The sequence below is a fragment of the Flammeovirga sp. SubArs3 genome, assembly GCF_947387565.1.
Lineage (GTDB): Bacteria > Bacteroidota > Bacteroidia > Cytophagales > Flammeovirgaceae > Flammeovirga > Flammeovirga agarivorans.
Genome location: NZ_CANDOA010000001.1, coordinates 107,664 through 128,422, shown reverse-complemented (window position 1 = coordinate 128,422; position 20,759 = coordinate 107,664). Strand labels below are relative to the sequence as shown.

At 35.3% G+C, this 20,759-nt stretch carries 9 protein-coding genes; all 9 read left to right on the top strand.

All coding sequences use genetic code 11. The annotated features are described in order from the left end of the window. Positions 1-105 precede the first annotated feature (105 nt). The 9 genes from QL232_RS00455 (at position 106) to QL232_RS00415 (ending at position 20,692) form a co-directional block, all read left to right on the top strand. A complete protein-coding gene (locus QL232_RS00455; RefSeq protein ID WP_281612569.1) occupies positions 106-1,512 on the top strand; it encodes a sulfatase in 1,407 nt (468 codons plus the stop codon). A gap of 166 nt (positions 1,513-1,678) precedes the next feature. Continuing rightward, positions 1,679-2,563 carry an alpha/beta hydrolase gene (locus QL232_RS00450; RefSeq protein WP_281612568.1) on the top strand — a complete coding sequence of 295 codons (885 nt, stop codon included), beginning with the start codon at positions 1,679-1,681 and terminating at the stop codon, positions 2,561-2,563. Between the two features lie 137 nt (positions 2,564-2,700). After that, on the top strand, positions 2,701-4,218 hold the full coding sequence (locus tag QL232_RS00445) for an alpha-L-fucosidase (protein WP_281612567.1): 1,518 nt from the start codon (positions 2,701-2,703) through the stop codon (positions 4,216-4,218). A gap of 132 nt (positions 4,219-4,350) precedes the next feature. Further along, the gene (locus QL232_RS00440) at positions 4,351-6,441 is read left to right on the top strand and encodes a hypothetical protein (protein ID WP_281612566.1); all 2,091 of its coding nucleotides are present in this window, start codon (positions 4,351-4,353) and stop codon (positions 6,439-6,441) included. Between the two features lie 709 nt (positions 6,442-7,150). Beyond that, positions 7,151-9,745: a T9SS type A sorting domain-containing protein gene (locus QL232_RS00435; RefSeq protein ID WP_281612565.1), complete on the top strand. Its 2,595-nt coding sequence runs from the start codon at positions 7,151-7,153 to the stop codon at positions 9,743-9,745. A 272-nt stretch (positions 9,746-10,017) separates the two neighbouring features. After that, on the top strand, positions 10,018-14,058 hold the full coding sequence (locus QL232_RS00430) for an MBG domain-containing protein (protein WP_281612564.1): 4,041 nt from the start codon (positions 10,018-10,020) through the stop codon (positions 14,056-14,058). Positions 14,059-14,245: 187 nt separating this feature from the next. Continuing rightward, positions 14,246-15,658 carry a sulfatase-like hydrolase/transferase gene (locus QL232_RS00425; RefSeq protein ID WP_281612563.1) on the top strand — a complete coding sequence of 471 codons (1,413 nt, stop codon included), beginning with the start codon at positions 14,246-14,248 and terminating at the stop codon, positions 15,656-15,658. A gap of 217 nt (positions 15,659-15,875) precedes the next feature. Then, positions 15,876-18,503: a carbohydrate binding domain-containing protein gene (locus tag QL232_RS00420; RefSeq protein WP_281612562.1), complete on the top strand. Its 2,628-nt coding sequence runs from the start codon at positions 15,876-15,878 to the stop codon at positions 18,501-18,503. A 53-nt stretch (positions 18,504-18,556) separates the two neighbouring features. Continuing rightward, a complete protein-coding gene (locus tag QL232_RS00415) occupies positions 18,557-20,692 on the top strand; it encodes a sulfatase-like hydrolase/transferase (RefSeq protein ID WP_281612561.1) in 2,136 nt (711 codons plus the stop codon). The last annotated feature ends 67 nt before the right edge of the window (positions 20,693-20,759 follow it).

Sequence of the window (20,759 nt, the reverse complement as noted above, 5' to 3'; positions counted from 1 at the left end):
TTTTTTATAGCATAATTGACGATTTAATGCCCATAATTGATGAAAATAGACACCATAAACGAGGAATAAAAAGTGACCTTTGAGATATACTAAAATATTTTTGAGATGAACTTCAGACTGAACTTATTACTTACATTCCTCTTAGGGTGGACATTGTTAGCTGTTGGCCAAGATAAACATAAGCAACCAAACTTTGTGATTATACTTGCTGATGATTTGGGTTATGCAGATGTTGGGTTTAATGGAAGTAAACAAATACATACACCCAATATTGATGCTTTAGCAAACAGTGGAATTCAGTTTACACAAGGGTATGTTTCAGCACCCGTTTGTGGCCCATCAAGAGCCGGATTAATAACAGGTAGAAATCAAGTAAATTTTGGTTTCGATAATAATCCTATTGTTGATTTACCACAATTTGATGAGAATTATATTGGTGTGCCAGTGGAGGAGGTAACGATTGCAGATAGACTTGCAGACTTAGGTTATGTAAATGGTCTGATAGGAAAATGGCATTTAGGTGAAGCAGATCATTTTCATCCAACAAAGAGAGGTTTTCATGAATTTTGGGGATATAGAGGTGGAGGCCATAACTATTTTGCCAATAGACCGAATGGAACTCCTTATCCTTACCGTATTGAATCTAACTATAAACAACCACAGCCTATCTCTTACATTACAGATGATAAAGGCGATGAATGTTTAGACTTTATAAAAAGACATAAAGATGAGCCATTTTTCTTATTTGCTTCATTTAATGCACCTCATGCACCAATGCAAGCAACAGAAGAGGATATGGCATTGTATTCAGAAATAAAAGACAAGAAAAGAAGAACATATGCTGCGATGATTCACCGACTAGATATTAATGTTGGTAGAATAATTCAAGAGTTAAAAGATCAGGGACTATATGAAAATACAGTTGTTGTTTTCTTGAGTGATAACGGTGGTCCATGTAATCATAATGCGTCTATAAATGCCCCATTGAATGGACAAAAAGGGATCCTTTTAGAAGGAGGGATTAGAGTTCCTTTTGTGATCTCATATCCAAAACATTTAAAAAAGGGACAATACGATTTACCAATAACATCATTAGATCTAACACCCACTTTTGTAGCATTAGCGGGAGGAAAAACAACGGAGGAAGATCAATTAGATGGAGTGGATATTTATCCTTACCTCACAAAAGTAAAAAAGGGCAACCCACATGAAACAATGATGTGGAGGTTTACGATCAGTGCGGGTATTCGAAAAGGAAATTGGAAACTAATCCGACTACCAGATCGATTACCGATGTTGTATAATTTGGATAAAGATCCATCTGAGCAAAATGACGTAGCAGACCAACACCGAGAAATGGTAATAGAAATGCTAAAGCAATTAGGGGATTGGGATGTTTCTTGTCCTCAGATATTATATATGGAAGGAGATCGATGGAGAAGAGAACAAGTTGATTTATATGATACTGAATATCAATTAAAGCAACCAAAAGCCTTATCAAAGAAATTATAGTTTGGCTACTTATTAATTTTAGGAATGTGAAGGAAGTGATATCAATTTTGAAGTCATTTCCTTTTTTTTATTGAATATTTTGGATGAAAAACTCTAATTTAAAGGTATCAAACTTACAAGATCAATGAACAAACAGACCATGAGGAAATCTCTTTTTATTTACATAATGATGAGTCTTTTATATTCAACAACTTACGGACAAGAACTAATAGAATTATGGGATGAAAAAGATATTCCCAATTATAAATCCACTGAAGAGCGTGAAGATATAGCAAAGCGAGATATTACGTTTATCAGCAAAGTACAAAAGCCAACATTAGAAATATTTTTGCCTTCAGAAAGAAATGCAAACGGCAAAGCAATATTAATATTACCGGGAGGCGGCTATGGAGGTGTAGCCTATGATTGGGAAGGAACAGACTATGCAAAATGGTTGAACGCACAAGGGATTGCAGCTTTTGTATTGAAGTATAGATCGCCTCAAGCAGCCTCTGTCATAGAGTCTTACAAAGCACCCATTCAGGATGCACAAAGAGCCATTCGATGGATCAAAAGGAATGTACAAAAGCTACATATTAAAAAAGAATTAGTAGGTGTAATGGGTTCTTCTGCAGGTGGGCATCTAGCATCCACATTAGCCACGCATTCTACTAGTTATTATGAAGCTACCGATGAAATTGATAAAGAGTCTTTTCAAGTTAGTTTTATGATGCTAATTTATCCTGTTGTGTCTATGAAAAAAGGGATAACACATATGGGTTCTAGAAATAACCTTCTTGGTAAAGAACCAACGAAACAATTAATAGAGCAATTCTCGAATGAAGAGCAGGTGACAGAGAAAACACCTAAAGCTTTTATTGTTCATTCAGCTGATGATGGAGCAGTGCCGGTCCAGAACTCTTTAGTACTATATGATGCCTTACTGAAGAACAATATCAGTACAGATATGCATCTCTATCCCAAGGGCGGGCATGGTTATGGTTTCGGAAAGTCCAATGCTGATGCTCCAGATTGGACAGCAGTAGCAGAGGATTGGTTAAATAGCTGGTAGGTAAACCTTAAACAATAGATCTGAGATAGTATAATTCTTTTTAGGCTCAACTTATTAAGAATTATGCTATCTTTTTTTGATTCTGTGCCTATCCATTAAGTAAGAAAAAATGATATTCGATAAACACTTAGAATGAAATGAATATCTTGAAACCAATACTAATTTTTCTGCTACTTGTAGTAACAAGTAAAGGATATAGCCAGAAAAAAGAGAAAAAGACTACCAACGAGCAAAAGGAAATTGCTGACCTAGCCATGAAAATGGAAGGCGGACATAATTCTGGAGACTTACCATGGCGTCTAACATTGAGTAATCCTCTTGAAATGACTGAAAATGCCCAATGGTTTAATAATGCGGGCTTAGGACTTTTTATTCACTGGGGAACCGCTGCGGGCTATTATGGATCTCCATGGGTCATGCGAAGACCTAAAGAAAAAGGGAGTGACCAACCTATGGCATCTTACCAAGAGTATTATGAAAAATCTATCCAAAGGTTTACTGCTGAGAATTACGATCCTTCGCTTTGGATGAATGCTGCAAAAAAGGCAGGTTTTAAATATGTAGTGCTTACGGCAAAACATCATGACGGATATACCCTTTGGCCAAGTAAACATACAGACCTTGGTGTTCAAAAGAATTTAGAAGGAAGAGATTTGCTTCAACCATTTGTAAAGGCAGTAAAAAACGAAGGTTTGAAATTAGGCTTCTATTTCTCTGGAGCAGATTGGCACTTGGACAAGGAATATATGTCCTTGATGAAATATAAAGGAAAAGTACTGAACTGGAAGGGTGAATATGTATCAGAAGCTTCGATTCCACCACTTCCGGTGAAAATTCTAAAACAGAAGAAAAAAATTGCTTTTGAATTGATGAAAGCATACACTCCTGATATTTGGTGGTGGGATTCGGGTTTACCCGTTAATTTTAAAGAAACAGCCTTGGCGTATAACCCAGATATGTTATTCAATAATCGAGGAAATGTCTATCATCTAGATTTTGAAAAAGGCCCTTACCCTGGAACTCATTTTGTTACACCTGAGAACTTTCATATGGTGAAGTGGGAGCATATGAAAAAGCTTAAAGCAAATGGTGTAAAGTGGGAAGTATGTATGAGTTTGAATAAAGGATATGGTTGGTTTTATGAAGGGAAATCCAACAAAAGTGAGTCAATTCGAAATATGGGAGATGTACTCTTTGCGATTGCTAGAGTGAGATGTTGGGGAGGAAATGTTCTATTAAACATCAAACCAAGACCTGATGGCTCGTTGCCAGATGAGAATTATGTGATGTTTAGTAAAATGGAAAGGTGGATGAAACATAGTAGTCAGTCGATTTACGAAGTTGAAGGAACTCATTTCCCTGAACAATCAAATGTGCCTATCACTACTTCTTTGGACAAAAAGGTTTGGTATGTTCATGCAAGACCTGGTGAATCGAAATGGCAGAAGGGGCCTTTTTATGAAGGTTGTTCACCAAATCAACCAATAGCCATTCAAAATGTACCTAAAGTCTTGTCTGTAACATTATTGAGAACAGGAGAAAAAGTAAAGTACCAATACAACGATAGGGAATTAATTATTGATAACCCACCAGCAAATAAAGATGGGTTACATGAAGTGATCAAAGTCGTTATTGACCCCAAAAGTGTTGAATAGTTGTTAGGAACAAACATTTTACTAATAAAAAAAAGGAGTTGTCAATTTTGTGATATTATTATGAATATCCATTTCAGCTCCTTTTTACTCAAAATGTCAAATTGCTGATAAACAATCTTTGATTTGACTCTTATGAAACGATCCAATTTTTTAATTACAGCATTACAATGCTTAGCAATAGTGACTTTATTTGGATTTGATTCTCCTCAAGAAGATGTTCTAAACCTTAAAAAGGTGGATGGAGAAACTTATACCACTAACAATTTAACCGTAAATCAGGTAAAACAAGGTGTTGAAATTACTATTCCCAAAGGAAGTAAAGGAGTGATTTCTTTTTCAGCATCTGATGAATATTGGGACCTTACGTCCTATAAATACATGAGTATAGAACTTGAAAATAAATCGGATCAACAAGTGCGATTTGACCCTGTACTCATTTATGACAATCCTAGAAAAAAATACCTTAAGAAAAAAGAAAACCTAAGGAATGAGCATATCGGCTTTATTAATTCAGGAGAGAATTTAGTCTTTAATTGTACGATGATTAGAGATGCGGTAACGAAAAATGATTACCCACAATCTTCTGATTTTAAAGGGATGAAAGGAATTCCTGAAGGTGTGGTTTTAAATTTTGCTGGGGTAGATGCTTCTCGTATTAAAAAGGTAAATATTGAGTTTCCATCACAAGAGTTTGAAAGAAGGGTAATTTTGAAAAGGGTGTTTAAAAATCAAAATGCTGTTTCAGAAATCTATACCAAAAATAAGGAGGAGTTTTTTCCATTTATCAATGAATATGGACAATATATTCATGAAAATTGGGAAGGGAAAATTACCAATGATGCTCAGCTAAAAGAAGCACTAGTCAAAGAGGAAAAAGAATTATTAAAATATAGTGGATCTAAGGAATGGGATAGATTTGGTGGCTATAAGTTGGGGCCACAATTTAATAAAACAGGACACTTTAGAACACAGAAAATAGATGGTAAATGGTGGATCATTGATCCAGAGGGACACCTTTTTTGGTCGAATGGAATAAATGGAGCAGGTAAACTAGAAGTGAAGACACCTATTAAAGGAAGAGAACACTATTTTAAAAACCTTCCTGCGAAAAATGCCCCTGAATATGCAAAGTTTTATGATGGTCAAAAATATATGTTCGGAAAACAGAACCTTTACAAAAAATATGGTGAAAATTCTGAGTTTAAATATATCGATTTCTCTTTAAGAAGAATGAGAAGCTGGGGACTAAATACTCTTGGAGGTTGGTCTGAAGAAAGTATCAATGAACATAAAGAAGAAAATAAATTACCCTACACTGTAATAGTACATGAAACTTATCCAGAAATTCATGAGAAATTTCCTGATGTCTTTAACCCAAAGTGGGAGTCCAATTTGGAAGAGAAATTAAAGAAGAGATTAGAAGGTAAAGCAGATGACCCTTTCTTATTTGGTGTATTTGTTAATAATGAGATCCATTGGAAGAACCCTGCAGGTTTGGCAATCAGTACATTAGAAAAAGGGAAGAAATCTTATGGTAAAGCAGCTTTTGTGAAGCTTTTACAAGATAATTTGAAAGAGATTCATCAATTCAATAAACTTGCTGGAACTAGCTTCTCTAGTTGGGAGGAGCTTTTAAATACATCTGTAAAGAAAAAAGAGATCAAGTGGACGAATATCAGAAAATATACGGAAGCACATTATAAGAAAATGTGCGAGACTTACTTTGGGGTATCACAACGTTTGATAAAGAAATATGCACCCAACACAATGTATATTGGTTGTCGTTGGCATGGTAATCATAAGAACAACATAAATTTAGAAGTGAGTGCCAAATACCTTGATTTGATGTCGTTTAATGCTTACGAAAATGAAGTGGAACATTATAAGTATCCCTACAAATACATCGATAAGCCTTTTATTATTTCAGAATTCAACTTCGGTGCTTTAGATACAGGTAAGTTTTTTCCAGGATTGGGATATGCTTCCAATCAACGTAATAGAGGAGAGAAGTACATCAATTTTGTTTCTGGAGCATTAAGAAACCCTCGTTGTGTGGGAACCCATTGGTTTATGTGGGCCAACTCAACAACTGCAGGTAAGGGCAATGGAGAAAATGCCAACTGTGGAGTAGTTTCTGCAACAGATCAGGTTTACTACGAATTAGTAAACTACATGAGACAAATCAACTATAAAATGTATAGTTATCGTTTACAGCAACAGTAATAATGTATTACGAATGATAGAAGGTCTATAAAGTGTTATGAATAGGTTCATAAGTGACCATCATTTACACTTGGACTGAGTAAGTTTGTAATGTTCAAAAAGAAAGTAAACAGACTTCACCACAAGTTGAACAGACTTATGGAAAGTTAATAAAATGAGAATTATTAATAGTAATTACATACCATGATAAAAGGTCAGATATTGTCTGACCTTTTTTGGTTTCTAGACTCATTTTCCATTAAAAGTATAATTTACGCTAATTCAGGTCTGAAATGTGACCATTGAGCTGATTATTGCTATTTATTGATGATTAATTGTCCTAACAGGTCATAATGAAATAATAAATTTGTTATACAAGGATGCAGAAAACGCTGCTACTTTGTCATTCGATGACTAATTAATTCGGATGAGTTCTTTGAGAGAAGTGTAGCCATATTTTAGGCAAGATTATAAATAATGGGAATATTTTTTTTTACTCCTTATTTCGTTTGAGGAGGTTATAGTAGGATTTATTTCTAAGTATGTTATGTGTGACTCACTATAAGTAGATTAATGAAGACAATTAACAGTAATGGATTTAAGAATAGACTTCTCGTTTGAGGAGTCTATTTTTCTTTTAAAAATGAGAAAAAGAATCTAAGCTGTAGATCACATTCATTGGTTTTTCAATTCCCGCACTTTTTTAAAAATGACAAACTAAAGTTCTAATATGCAAAAAGTACTACTACTCTTTTTTGCTTTTTTACCTTCATGGGTATTTGCAGAATATGATCAATCTTTGGAAGCTGAAAAAGCTTTGTTTTCATCTGGTGCAGTATTGACCACTAACGTTAATGCTTCGGGTGGAGAATTTATGAAAATAGAACCTGATGAATGGATCACTTTTGATATTAATGATATTACCGAAAGCGGCACCTACGCTCTACAGGTTTTTAAATTTAATGGTGGTTCTTCACAGCAAGTAGAAATAAAACCAAATGATGATGATTTTCAAGAATATAACTTGAATCCATCAAATTGGGCATATGTTGGTCCCGCTGTTGCTACACTATTAGAAATCGAACTTCAAGAAGGTGACAATACGATTACTTTTAAAGCAGTTTCAGGTCATACGATTTTGTTAGATAGAATTAGAATCTATCAGGAAAGTGAAAGCTCAATTCCCAAAAGTTATTATTTCAGTGCCGAGGGCGATGATGCAAATGAAGGAACAATGGCATCTCCTTGGAAAACGTTGGCAAAAGCATCACAAATTGCTCAAGACATTAATACAGGCGGATTATTAAAACCCGGAGATCAATTGTTATTTAAAAGAGGTGACACATTTGAAGGAAACTTGATTCTAAAATGTAGCGGAACTGCTTTAGCACCAATAACAATTTCTAGTTATGGTGAAGGTGAATTACCAGTGATTTCAGGTTCTGGAAATATTGACGGAGGAGATTATTTTGAAGCAATAAAGTTGATCAATACTTCTTTTCTAGATATTTCTCACTTATGGATAAAGAACGATAGAAAAAACATGAGTAGATTTTCTTGGGGACATGAAAAGAGCTTTGGAATTCTTGTGGTAGCCAATAATTGGGGAGTGGGGGTTGCTGAAGGTCTAACCTTCCATGACCTAAAATTCTCAGATATTTTTGGAGATTCTTTACCTGAGGACTTTGATGCATTAAACGTAACTGGACTTCGTTTTGAATCGGATAGTAATAAGGTAGATAAGGAGATAACCATTAGAGATGTTTTAATTGAAGATTGTTTCTTTACAAACATAGGAAAAGCAGGAGTATGGTCTATCCACAAAGGAAAAACAACCGAAGAAGATAGCGTTAACAGGTCGATTAATTTTGTGATCAGAAATAATGAATTTCAAAAAACTGGAGGCTCTGGAGTTATTCTATCTAAGGTCCATAATGCATTGGTAGAAAATAACCTCTTCGACCATACGGGGTATAGCACTGAAGAGGAACCAAGATTGGTAGGTAGAGGAAGTGGAATGTGGGTGTTTTCTTCGAATAATATTATTGCTCAATACAATGAATCATACAGTGTAAGAGGTCCAAATGATTCTTATGGTTTACATATTGATTTTGGGAATAAAAATATCTTATATCAATACAATTATACAGAAGATTGTGAAGGTGGTTTTGTGGAAATACTAGGAGACAATACCAATGTAGCTTATCGTTTTAATGTTAGTGTGAATGATGGTTTTAGAGATTTTCATGGAAATACACTATGGACTTCCGGTTTTGTGGGCACAACAACTGTAGATGGAATCAAAGTTCAGAGAGAACACATCCCATCAGATAGTGTATATATTTATAATAATACAGTATACATCGATAAGCCTTATACTCCAGATATCACAATGTATAGTAAAAATACCTATGTGTACAATAATATTTTTGTTCATGAAGGAGAGGGAAGAATAGGAGATATTATCGAATTAGAAATGGAAGAGGATTTTATAGTTTCCAATAATTTATTCTTTGGTAATGTAAATGAGGACTTCTCTAAATTAGATACAAAAGCATTGATGAAAGATCCTTTATTTAAAGATAAAGGGAAAAGTCAGAAAGAAAATTATCAAATTTTAGAAGAGAGTCCAGTAATCAATGCAGGCCAATCATTTCCTGAACCTTCTTTCTATGTTATAGGGAAAGGTATTTTTAAAGATGTGACACCATTCCCACAGCAGGATATTTTTGGTAACTCGTTAACAGTATCTACCCAAATCCCCAATATTGGAGCAGACAATAACTTTAATACGAATACAATTGTTGAAACACCAGATTATAACGTTTCGTTTGGTGATCACTTTACTGAGTTGTCTGTTGGAGATGTGATTACTTTAGATCTTATTATCGATCATGAAGAATTAGCGTTAGAAGATTTCGAATTTATTGTTGATGACAAGAATATAGCAACTATCACAAATAACATTCTGATTGCAAAGGCAGAGGGAGAAGTGACGGTAACAGCAATCAATACTTCTTTTAATATTGAGGCATCCATTACATTTTCAATTACAGAAAATAATCAAGTTACATCTACAAACTCTCATGCAACTCAGGTAATGGTTTATCCAAATCCAGCAACGGATCAATTATCGATTAATACTAGAAATTGGGATGGACCTAAACAGGTGACCATGACCAATCTATTGGGAGTAAATTACCTAATAACAGAGATACATCAGGTAGATGTCATTAGCGTAAGTAGTCTTCCTAGAGGTATTTATGTGCTACAAATTAAGGGATCTAATGATGAGATTTATCGCTCTAAAATAACATTAAAATAAATGTTGTTTATACGCTAATTAACCTATATTTTGTGTCATTTATGTCAATTATTTGTCATGAAATGGTCTAATTTGAGCTCATATAAACTACTTGATTCCAATAATTTTACAATATGATGTTGAATGACCTCTTACTAAACAAAATACTACTTAACCATAGAAGTTGACTTTACCTTCTATAACAGGAATTCAATATTCAAACTTTTATTACGCATTCGTAATATCTAATAATATTACGAAGCGGCTATTTTCTTATTTTATTTTATAATGGAATGAAAATTTTTTTACTAAACTTATTGACAATCACATTCCTCTTCAGTTTCACTCAGGCTTCTCTCGCTGAAGATGTAACAGGAGATGTGATCTATGTTGATGCCACAAGTGGTAATGACAGTAATGACGGAACAGAGTTAAGCCCATTAAAATCGCTTACAAAAGCATTAAGTACGGATCACTTACAACAGAAAGTGGCTACTATTATTTATGTGAAAGGTACTTTTACAGAGGATAAGAACATTACGCTTAAAGGGTCTAATAATTCTACTTCTAGATATGATGTTACCATCAAAAGTTGGGGAGATGAACAAGCCGTATTCCAAGGTGATAAAGCATACGGTGCTAGATTTATGAAAATCCAAGTGACAGATATGGTTTTCGAAAATGTTACCATTAGAGACTTTGGAAATGCTGATAATGGAGGAGCCTTATTTATTGATTGGAGTGCCAACGTAGAAATTAGATCTTGTAATATTATTGGTAATAAAGCGCTCTACAATGCGTCAAAAAAAGTAGGTGGTGGAGCCATTCATACAGCAGGTTTCCTAAAAGTATATGATTCTTATTTTGCAGAAAACTTTTCAGAAGATAAAGGAGCGGCAATTAGTGTGGCTTTAAAGGATCTGACAATGGAAAATACATTGATCTATAATAACTCTACGAATGCGGGTGGAACTGAATATGGTGGAGCAATTATGGTTGCTGCTAATGATAAAAATGATGCAAACCTAAAGATGAATAACACTACAATTGTAGGTAATTATTCAAATTTTGCAGCAGGTGGTGCTGCAGGTATCATTTTATTAGATCATTGGAAAGGACCAAAAGCAAATATCCTTGAATTTAGAAATAACTTACTTTACAATTATGTAGCAGGAAAAAGCCAAAATTGGTCTGTCGATTTATTTGCAAAGCAGTCTCGTATTATTGAAGAAGCTCAAAATTTAGAATACAACATTCTTAATGTCAAAAATTCTACTGTTGAGTTCGGTGAGAATTCAACAAACCAGGTCATTTCAAATATCTTTGATGAGGAGGACCCTGAGCTAATAGTGAAGAATGTAAAAGAACAAATGAAAGTGGGTACCAGCTTAGCAGTGGATGAGAATGGAGCATTTGTCTTACCTAAGAATGATAAAGGTGTATACTATTTACCCATCTACTTTGGTAGTGTAGCGATTGACAATGGATACAATACAGGTACGAATGATATTGTAGGAAACGCAGCGATTGGAGGTGGAAAAGATGTTGGTCAGTATGAATTTTCAGGTTCACCAGCAACTATTAAATTAACATCTGCTAGTGAAATCGAGTATACAGGAGAAGCTATCGATACACCTACTTTCTCTATCGAAGATGAAGGTGGAAACGATATTTCAGGAGAAGTAACTTTAACAGTAACTTATAATGATGGTGCTGATTTACCTTTAATGCCAGGAGTTTATACTGTAAAAGCAACATTGGATGTGTTAGAATCAGGTTTTAACGCCGAATTAGTAACTGAGATTACAGTAACAAAACAATCAGCAGCAATTACATTAACTACAGAAGACTTATCAGCTACTTATGATGGTACTGAAAAAACTGTGGGCGTAACATCGGATTATAACTATACAATTACGTACCAAGAAGGTGAAGAAGATCCAACAACTACTGCTCCTGTAAATGCTGGAGAGTATAAAGTTGTAGCAAGCATTGACGAAACTTTATACCAAGGTGAAGCAACTGCTACTTTAACCATTGATAAAGCTACGGTTACGCTTTCAGAAACAAGTACAACAGCTACTTATAATGCTATGGCTCAAAGTTATGGTTTCAAAATTACAGGTGCAGCAGATGAAGATCTAACTGATGTTGTAAATGCAGACGTTACTTACGATTCAGAAACTGAAGATCCAGTCGATGCTAAAGCTTATGCAGTGGTAGTGACCGTAAATGATATGAACTACAAGAGTGATGCTACTTTAGAGGGTACTTTTACAATCGAGAAAGCAGCTGTTGAGTTTACTGTTGGTGAAGACAAGTCGTTTGTTTATAACGGTGAAGAACAAACTCCAGAGATTACAGTGACGCCAGAAGTAGATTTCGATGTGGAAATTTCTGGAGAAGATAACACTTTAGGTATTGATGTCGCTGAATATACTGCCACAGCAACAATTACAGACCCTAACTATGAAGGTAGTGTAGCGGTTGATTATGAGATTACAAAGGCAACAGCAACAATTCAATTATTTGACTTGGTACATCTGAATGATGGAAATGTAAAAGCGGCATCTTATAAAGTACTTGATGGTGATGGTGAGGAAGTGATGGTTACTGTAAACTTAACTTATTCACAAGAAGGCGAAGAAGTAGTAGATCCTAAAGAAGGTGGTGACTATATGGTATATGCTGAAATTGATGATAAAAACTTTGAAGGTAGTAACGAAGCAGAGTTTATCATTTCAAGCAAAATGACTACTGATATTTCTGTTGAAATTACATCGGTAGTATACAATGGCTCATCTCAAGCCGTAGTATATTCAGTAGCTGATGAAAGTGAAAACGCAATCGATACCTCTGCGGGTACGGTTACTGTTACTTACAATGATGCAGAAGAGGTGCCATCAGATGCTGGTACATACCAAGTGAAGATTACTTATGAAGATGATACTTACTATGGATTCACTTCATTTGATTATGAAATTACAAAGCAGGAGGTGACAATTACAAAGAACTTGGATAGCTTCGTGTATAATGAAGCAGTTCAATTACCAACTTATACTTTGTCAATGGATGCATTGAATGTGATGGAAGAATTAACAAGCGGTAATGGTACAGATGCAGGTGATCACCAATTAAAGGTAATGATCAATGAAGTGAACTACCAAGGTGAGTTAATCATTGAATATACAATTGAAAAAGCACCAATTTCAGTGGCGTTATCAGATCTATCTTATGTTTATGATGCTTCAGAAAAAAGTGCAACTGTGGTACTTGGAAAAGAAGGTTTAATGGTAGATGTGATGTATAATGATGTAGCTGATTTACCAATGAATGCTGGAGAATATGCAGTGAAAGCCATGATCAATGAAACCAATTATCAAGGTGAAGCGGAGGCAACATTAACTATTGAAAAAGCAGAAGCGACAGTAGAAGCTGTTGACCTTGCAGTAGATTTTGATGGTCAACCAAAGACTCTGTTAGGTACACCAAGCATTGAAGGTCTATCGGTAGTAAGTACTTATAATGGGTCAACAGAAGCACCAACAATTGGTGGAGAGTATGCAGTTGTTACCTCAATTGATGATCAAAACTATCAAGGATCAGCTACTGCAACATTGACAATCAATAAAATTGAAGCAGCATTATCGTTTACTACTTTAGAAGGTAAATACGATGGAACAATGCAATATGCAGAAGCAGCAGGAGAAGTGGAATTCGAAAGTATTACATACAGCTACATGGTTGGTGAAGAAGAAGCAGAACCAATTAATGTTGGAGAATATACTGTAGTAGCTACGATCAATGACCCTTCTTACTTTGGTAGCCTTGAAGGTACGTTTGTAGTCAACAAAGGCACAACAACAATCACTTTCGCGGATTTAGAACATCAGTTTGATTTCGAAGAGAAAGAAGCAACAATTACTACATCAGAAGAAGTAGATGACATCTTTGTAACTTATAATGGTTCAACATCTCTTCCTACTCTGCCAGGTGAATATGTAGTTGCCGTAGCAGTTATTGATGATAACTATGAAGGTTTTGCTTTAGATACATTAGTGATTTTTGAAGAAGTGGCTGAGCCAACAGCGATTGATGATACAACATTTGGAGTATCAGTATATCCAAACCCTAGTAATGGACAATTCACAGTATCACTAAATGATGTCAACGAAGCTGAACTTTCAGTAATTAACTTATCGGGTGTAGCAGTTTACACATCACATGTTGTACAACAATCTGTAGTAGATTTACAAAATGTGGTATCAGGTGTATACATTGTGAAGCTGGTAAGTGGTGATCAAGTATCGACATCAAAAATCTATATCAAATAGAGAAGAAATAAGACAACGACCGACAAGAAGAAAGGTTACCTAATAAGTTAGGTAGCCTTTCTTTTTTTGAACATAGAAAAGCCTACTTATGAGCACAAAATCTACAATTTAAAGGATGTACAGATTAGTAGTCTATCTTATTGAATCAAAAAATAGATCTTTACTGTTGAAATGAAATAACATGACCATGAGAAAAAATTTATTAAAACTTCTAGCTCTTTTATCGATAGGTGTTGTCACTATTGCGGCAATGGATTACCCATTAACGAAGAAGAAAGCAAAATCACCGAACCTAATTGTGATTATGGTAGATGATATGGGATGGGAAGATGTTGGTTTTAATGGCTGTAAAGATATCCCTACTCCAAACATTGATAGAATAGCGAAGGAGGGAGTACAGTTTGAACAAGGTTATGTTAGTTTCCCTGTTTGTGGACCTAGTAGAGCGGGTTTCCTAACAGGTAGATATCAAGATAGGTTTGGTTTTACAACGAACCCTTCTATTAATCCAGAGGATGAAAGATGTGGACTTCCAGTAGAGGAAGAAACAATGGCTGAAGTATTAAAAAAGGGAGATTACAATAGTGCAATCATTGGAAAATGGCATATGGGTACTCATCCGAAATTTCACCCATTAAAAAGAGGATTCGACTATTTCTTTGGTTTCTTATCAGGTGGACACCATTACTTACCTGAGTTGTTAACACTAAAAGATTTATCGGAGGTGACGAAAAAGTGGGACTGGTACTCAACAAAAATTAGAGAAAACTATGATGCGGTAGAAGTCGACGATTATTTAACAGACGAATTAACGGATGCTACTGTAAGATACATCAACAAGCAAGCGGAAAATGACCAACAATTTATGGTCTATTTGGCATATAATGCTCCTCATGCACCTTTAGAAGCAACAGAAAAATACTTATCAAGATTTGATCATATTGAAAACAAAAGGAGAAAAACATATGCTGCTATGGTAAGTGCAGTAGATGATGGAGTAGGTCGAGTATTAAAGGCTTTAGAAGATAAAGGAATAGATGAGAACACACTGGTTGTCTTTTTATCAGACAATGGAGGATCCAAGAAAAATGCATCCAATAACGGTCCTTTAAGAGGTTTTAAAACGGACATGTTTGAGGGTGGCGTAAGAGTTCCTTTCGCAATGCGTTGGAAAGGCGAATTACCTGAAGGAATGAAGTACGAACATCCTATTTCGTCTTTGGATATAATGGCTACAATTGTTGCTCAGGCTAATATTAAAATAAATAAAGAGCGACCATTTGATGGAGTAGATTTAGTCCCTTATTTAAAAGGAGAAGTTGATGGGATTCCTCATGATTACTTGTTCTGGAGAAAATGGGAGCAAAACTGTATGGCAGTTCGTCATGGTAACTATAAGCTATTGGCGAACAAAAATATGGAGAGTAACCCTACTGAGCTCTTTGATATCGAAAATGATCCATATGAGACAACAAATATTAAAGGACAGAACAAGAAATTATCCAAAGAATTAATGTCTGAATGGATGAAGTGGAACGACCAACTGAAGGATCGTGTTTTCCCTCGTCTAAACGGTGACAATTGGTGGACGAAACAATAAGATTTATTCTGTGTGATTTACTTTAACTAACTAAAAACTAGGACGAGGAGTGTAGCAATATTATGTATTCTACACTCTTTTTTACGTTAAAGAACTTCTATCGTTAAATGATCAGTCAAAATAGTACTGCGATGTGATGAAAAGGGTCTTATATCACATGTCTTTCTACTCTAAATTTACAAAAAATGAAATGGTGAATTACTGAAATGACTTTTATATGACTAACATTTACTTTCGAACATTAATAATAGGACTTTTTCTATCCATCCCTCTGAAAACGTTATCACAATCTTCAGACAATTATTTACTGAATGGTGATTTCGAGGAAGGTCATTCTGAACAATGGGGTACTTGGTACAATGGAGTTTCCAGTGAAGAAGCCTATTCAGGCACTTATTGTGGTTATATCTTTAGTGACACACAAGGAAGTCTATCTCAATCTATTGAATTAAAATCTAATAGCGAATATACCATTACCTTCTGGGCGAAAGCAAAAAGAGCTAGTGATCAGGTAAGGGTGATTATGAAGGTAAATGGGAATTCAGTGATCAATAAAATTATTACACTGACAACTTCCTATCAACAATATACAGAGACGTTTTCTACAGACGATGTAGAAGAAATCAGTCAACTTTCTTTTTATAAGTTTGTAGATGTTGATAAAGAGATCTATATCGATGAGGTCACTCTAGTAGAAACAGAAGAGACATTACCTCAAGTAAGAACGGTTGCTATTCAGAATATTTCCCAACCATTAGTGGGGCTAGAGTATCAACTGCAACACATTATTATACCGGGATGGGAAGATCCCGGAACCATTTCATGGGAAGTTTCAAACGAAAATGCAGAAGTAGATCCAACAGGTTTACTGACAGCTCTTGAGGCAGGTGATGTGACAGTAACGACATCTTACAGTAATTTTCCAACATTAAAAAGTACCATCGATTTATCGATCAAGGGGTATGAGTCTCATATTTATTATGTTGATGCTTCTAATGGTAATGATACTGCCGACGGGATAACGAAAGAGACAGCATGGAAATCTTTAGATAAAGTAAACAGTAGAACTTTTGTTCCGGGAGATAAAATTCTATTTAAAGCAGGAGAAATCTGGGAAGGTCAATTGGAGATAACCACTACAAGAGGTACAGAAGATCATCCTATTCTTTTTTCTAGATATGGTGAAGGAGACAAACCCAAAATTAACGGTTGGGGGAACAAAGACTATACTGTTTTATTAGAAAATGCAGCATATACAGAAGTATCTCACTTTGAAATCACAAATATGGGTAACTCACCCGGAAATCAACGCTATGGAGTAGTAATGTTAGCCAATAATCAAGGAGAAATCTATGGGACCAAAGTAAGACATTTAGCAATTCATGATGTTAATGGTCAATACAGAAAAGCTTTGGGCCATGGTGGAGGTATTCTCTATTATATGATTGGGGAAAATAGATCCAGATTAGTAAATGCAGTGATTGAAAGAAACCATATATATGATGTTGTTAGGAATGGTATTTATGGGAAAGCTGGATATGGAAGAGATTACTATACAAAAAATTTATTGGTGAAAAACAATCTGATCGAACGAATACCTGGAGATGGGATTGTTGCTTTTGGATGTGAAGATGCGGTAATCGAACATAATAACTGTAGGGCATTTACAGACTCCTTACAATATCATAATGATGGAAATAATGCGGCTGCAGGGATTTGGGCATTTAGTTCAAACAATACGATCATTCAATACAACGAAGTGAGTGGTCATAAAGCTCATCATGATGCACAAGGCTATGATTCCGATTTTTATTGTGATGGTACGGTCATTCAATACAATTATTCGCATGATAATGCTGGTGGATTTATTCTAATCTGCTCAGACGGTACAAAGACAAATGGTGGAACGGCAAATACCAATTCAATCGTCCGTTATAATATTAGTGTTAACGATGGATTCAGAACATGGGGATCGAAGAAAAACTATGGTCCCGCAATCCATGTGGCGGGGCCAGTGGAGGATGTTCAGATTTATAATAACACCTTCTATTGGCATAAAAAGCCTGAGACATATGAAAATGAACTTATAGATTTCACCACTTGGGGGCCAGGTACACCCAAAAGGTTCGACATCATCAATAATATTTTCTATTCTGAAGAACCAACAAAATTTATTTACGGTATTGGTGAAGATGTAGTATTTGACAACAATGCCTACTTCGGCGACATGACTGTTCCCAATGATAAAAATGCCATTGTTGGAGATCCACAATTTAAAGCTACGGGAGCATCGGAAGTGCTAGACTATATTTTACAAGAAGATAGCCCGTTGATCAGTAAAGGTAAGTTGGTCAGCAATAATGGTGGACAGGACTTCTTTCAGACATTTGTTTCAAGTATACGTCAACCTAATGTTGGTGCATATAATGGTGCAGGAGAAAATCCCATTTATAATGGAGGTATTGAAGAAGAAACAGAAGATGACCTTCCATTTGATCCTGATAAAGAGGAAGAAACCCCTGTTGATCCTGAAGAACCTACCGATCCCGATCCAACAGATCCGGAAAATGAATTGCCAACTGCAATACATCCAGAAAAAGGAGTGTCGATAATTCTAAAACCCAATTATAATGTGGAGAACATACTAACGATTGGTTTTGGCAAGACGTACCAAAATGTTTCAATCAATATATATAGTATTACAGGAGAGGTACTTTTGTCTTCGTTTTATGAGAATGTACAGAATAATCTTCAAATAAATGTTCAAGGAATATTACCAGGGATGTATGTAACAGAGGTGGTTACAAATGAAGGAAGAGTGACCAAGAAGTTCTTAAAGAGATGATCATTATTTAATGAAAAAATCTATGGTAACATTTTGGGTAAAAGCAAATTAACATGATGAATAAGACTACACCTTTCTTTATATTTCTATTTTTTAGCATCTCTGTTTTTGGTCAAGTTTCTACATCCCCCAATATCATTGTGATTATGTTGGACGATCTAGGGTACGCAGATCTTGGTTTCCATGGCTGTAAAGACATTCACACTCCTAATATGGATCGATTGGCTGCACAAGGAGTGACTTTTAGTAGTGCATATACCTCTTATCCTGTATGTGGTCCTAGTAGAGCTGGTTTTATTACGGGTAGGTATCAGCAAAGATTTGGTTTCGAGCGTAATCCCCAGTACACTACTGAAGATGATAATATGGGACTTCCATTAGCAGAAGATACATTTGCTGATATCATGAAAACGGCAGGGTATCATTCTACAATTATTGGGAAATGGCACTTGGGAGCCACTGAAAAATTACATCCCTTAAACAGAGGTTTTGACGAGTTTTTCGGCCATCTAGGTGGTGGTCATTCTTATTTCCCTGAAAAGTATACTATACAATATCCCCATCAAGCTTCGACTGAGAGTGAAAGCTATAGAACATGGATACAAAGAGATTTCGAACCAGTTAAGGTATCTGATTATCTCACTAAAGAATTTTCTAAGGAAGCGGTAAGATATATTGAAAGGAATAAAGACAACCCCTTCTTTATGTTTTTATCATATAATGCACCACATACACCCTTAGAAGCCCCACAAGAATACTTAGATAAGTATGCTTCAATTGTAGATAATGATAGAAGAACGTATGCAGCAATGGTTGATGTTGTAGATGAAGGTGTCGGACAAATACTAGATAAACTAGAAGAGTTAGCAATAGATAAGAATACCATCATTTTCTTACTGTCAGATAATGGAGGTCCTGAGGCACAAAATGCTTCAGATAATAGTGTCCTTAAAGGAGGTAAGAGCAGTGTGACTGAAGGAGGATATAGAGTACCTTTTCTGATGTCTTGGAAAGGTGAAATTACACCACAAAGTTATGATAAACCAATAAGTGCGTTGGATATCTTGGCTACTTCAGCAGCAGTATCAAATGCAAAGCTTGATCCTGAAAAGCCTCTAGATGGAGTCAATTTAGTACCATTTCTAACAGGAGAAAGAACCGGAGAACCCCATGATGCGATTTACCTAAGAAAATTTGATAATAATAAATATGCTATCAGAAAAGGAGATTATAAGTTGATGGTTACAGGAAATCGACAATGGCCCAATGATCTATACAATCTTAAAGATGATATTAGCGAAACCAAAAGCTTGGTTTCCACTCATAAAGATCTTGTCAGAGAAATGGAAGAAGATTTATATGCTTGGGAAAAGGAACTTATATACCCTACTTTTTTAGGTCTAATTCATATTGATGCAAAAGCGAGACAAATCATAGATTTTCCTGCTATCGCTGACCGAAATATGTTAGAAAGAACTTTTGAATTAGAAGTTCAAGCAAGCTCATATTTACCTGTTGATATTAATATATTAAAAGGAGATGCTACCGTTTCTGGAAATGAGCTAACGGTAAATCAGGCGGGTGAAATTGAAATAGAAGTACAACAATTAGGAGATGAGCATCATGAATCAGCAGAAGCTGTAACACAGTCTTTCTATATCACAAAAGTAGAACAAGAAATAACGATTTTACCTATTGATGATAAAACAACAGCTGATGAATCGTTTGCAGTAGAGGCTTCTACAACTTCTGGATATCCATTGGAATATACCATTGATGGGCCAGCTACTTTAGAGGGGAATATGATCACATTAGATATTGCGATAGGTAAGGTGACAGTCACAGCCTCACAAGAAGGTGATCATATTTATCATTCGGCAACATCCACTATTTCCTTCCAATTGAGTTTGGCAAATAATCAAGAACAAGAGGAAAGTAAATCAGAAGATGATAAAGTGACCTCACTTGATAGTAGCAGTACTGAATTAACACTATTTCCAAATCCTACTCCATCGGAGCTACATATTAAGGCTGATTTTAAAGTAACAGAATTAATAGTGCAAGATATAAATGGTCGAATCCTAGTAAAGGCATTGAACACCAATACTATTGATGTCTCAAAACTTATAGCTGGGACCTATTTCTTGATGATTAATAACCAACTCATTATACGCTTTAATAAACGCTAGATCCTTATAGTCAAAATAGTACTTAACTAGGGTAAACAAATGCTAACAAGAGACTTAAAAGAGTAGT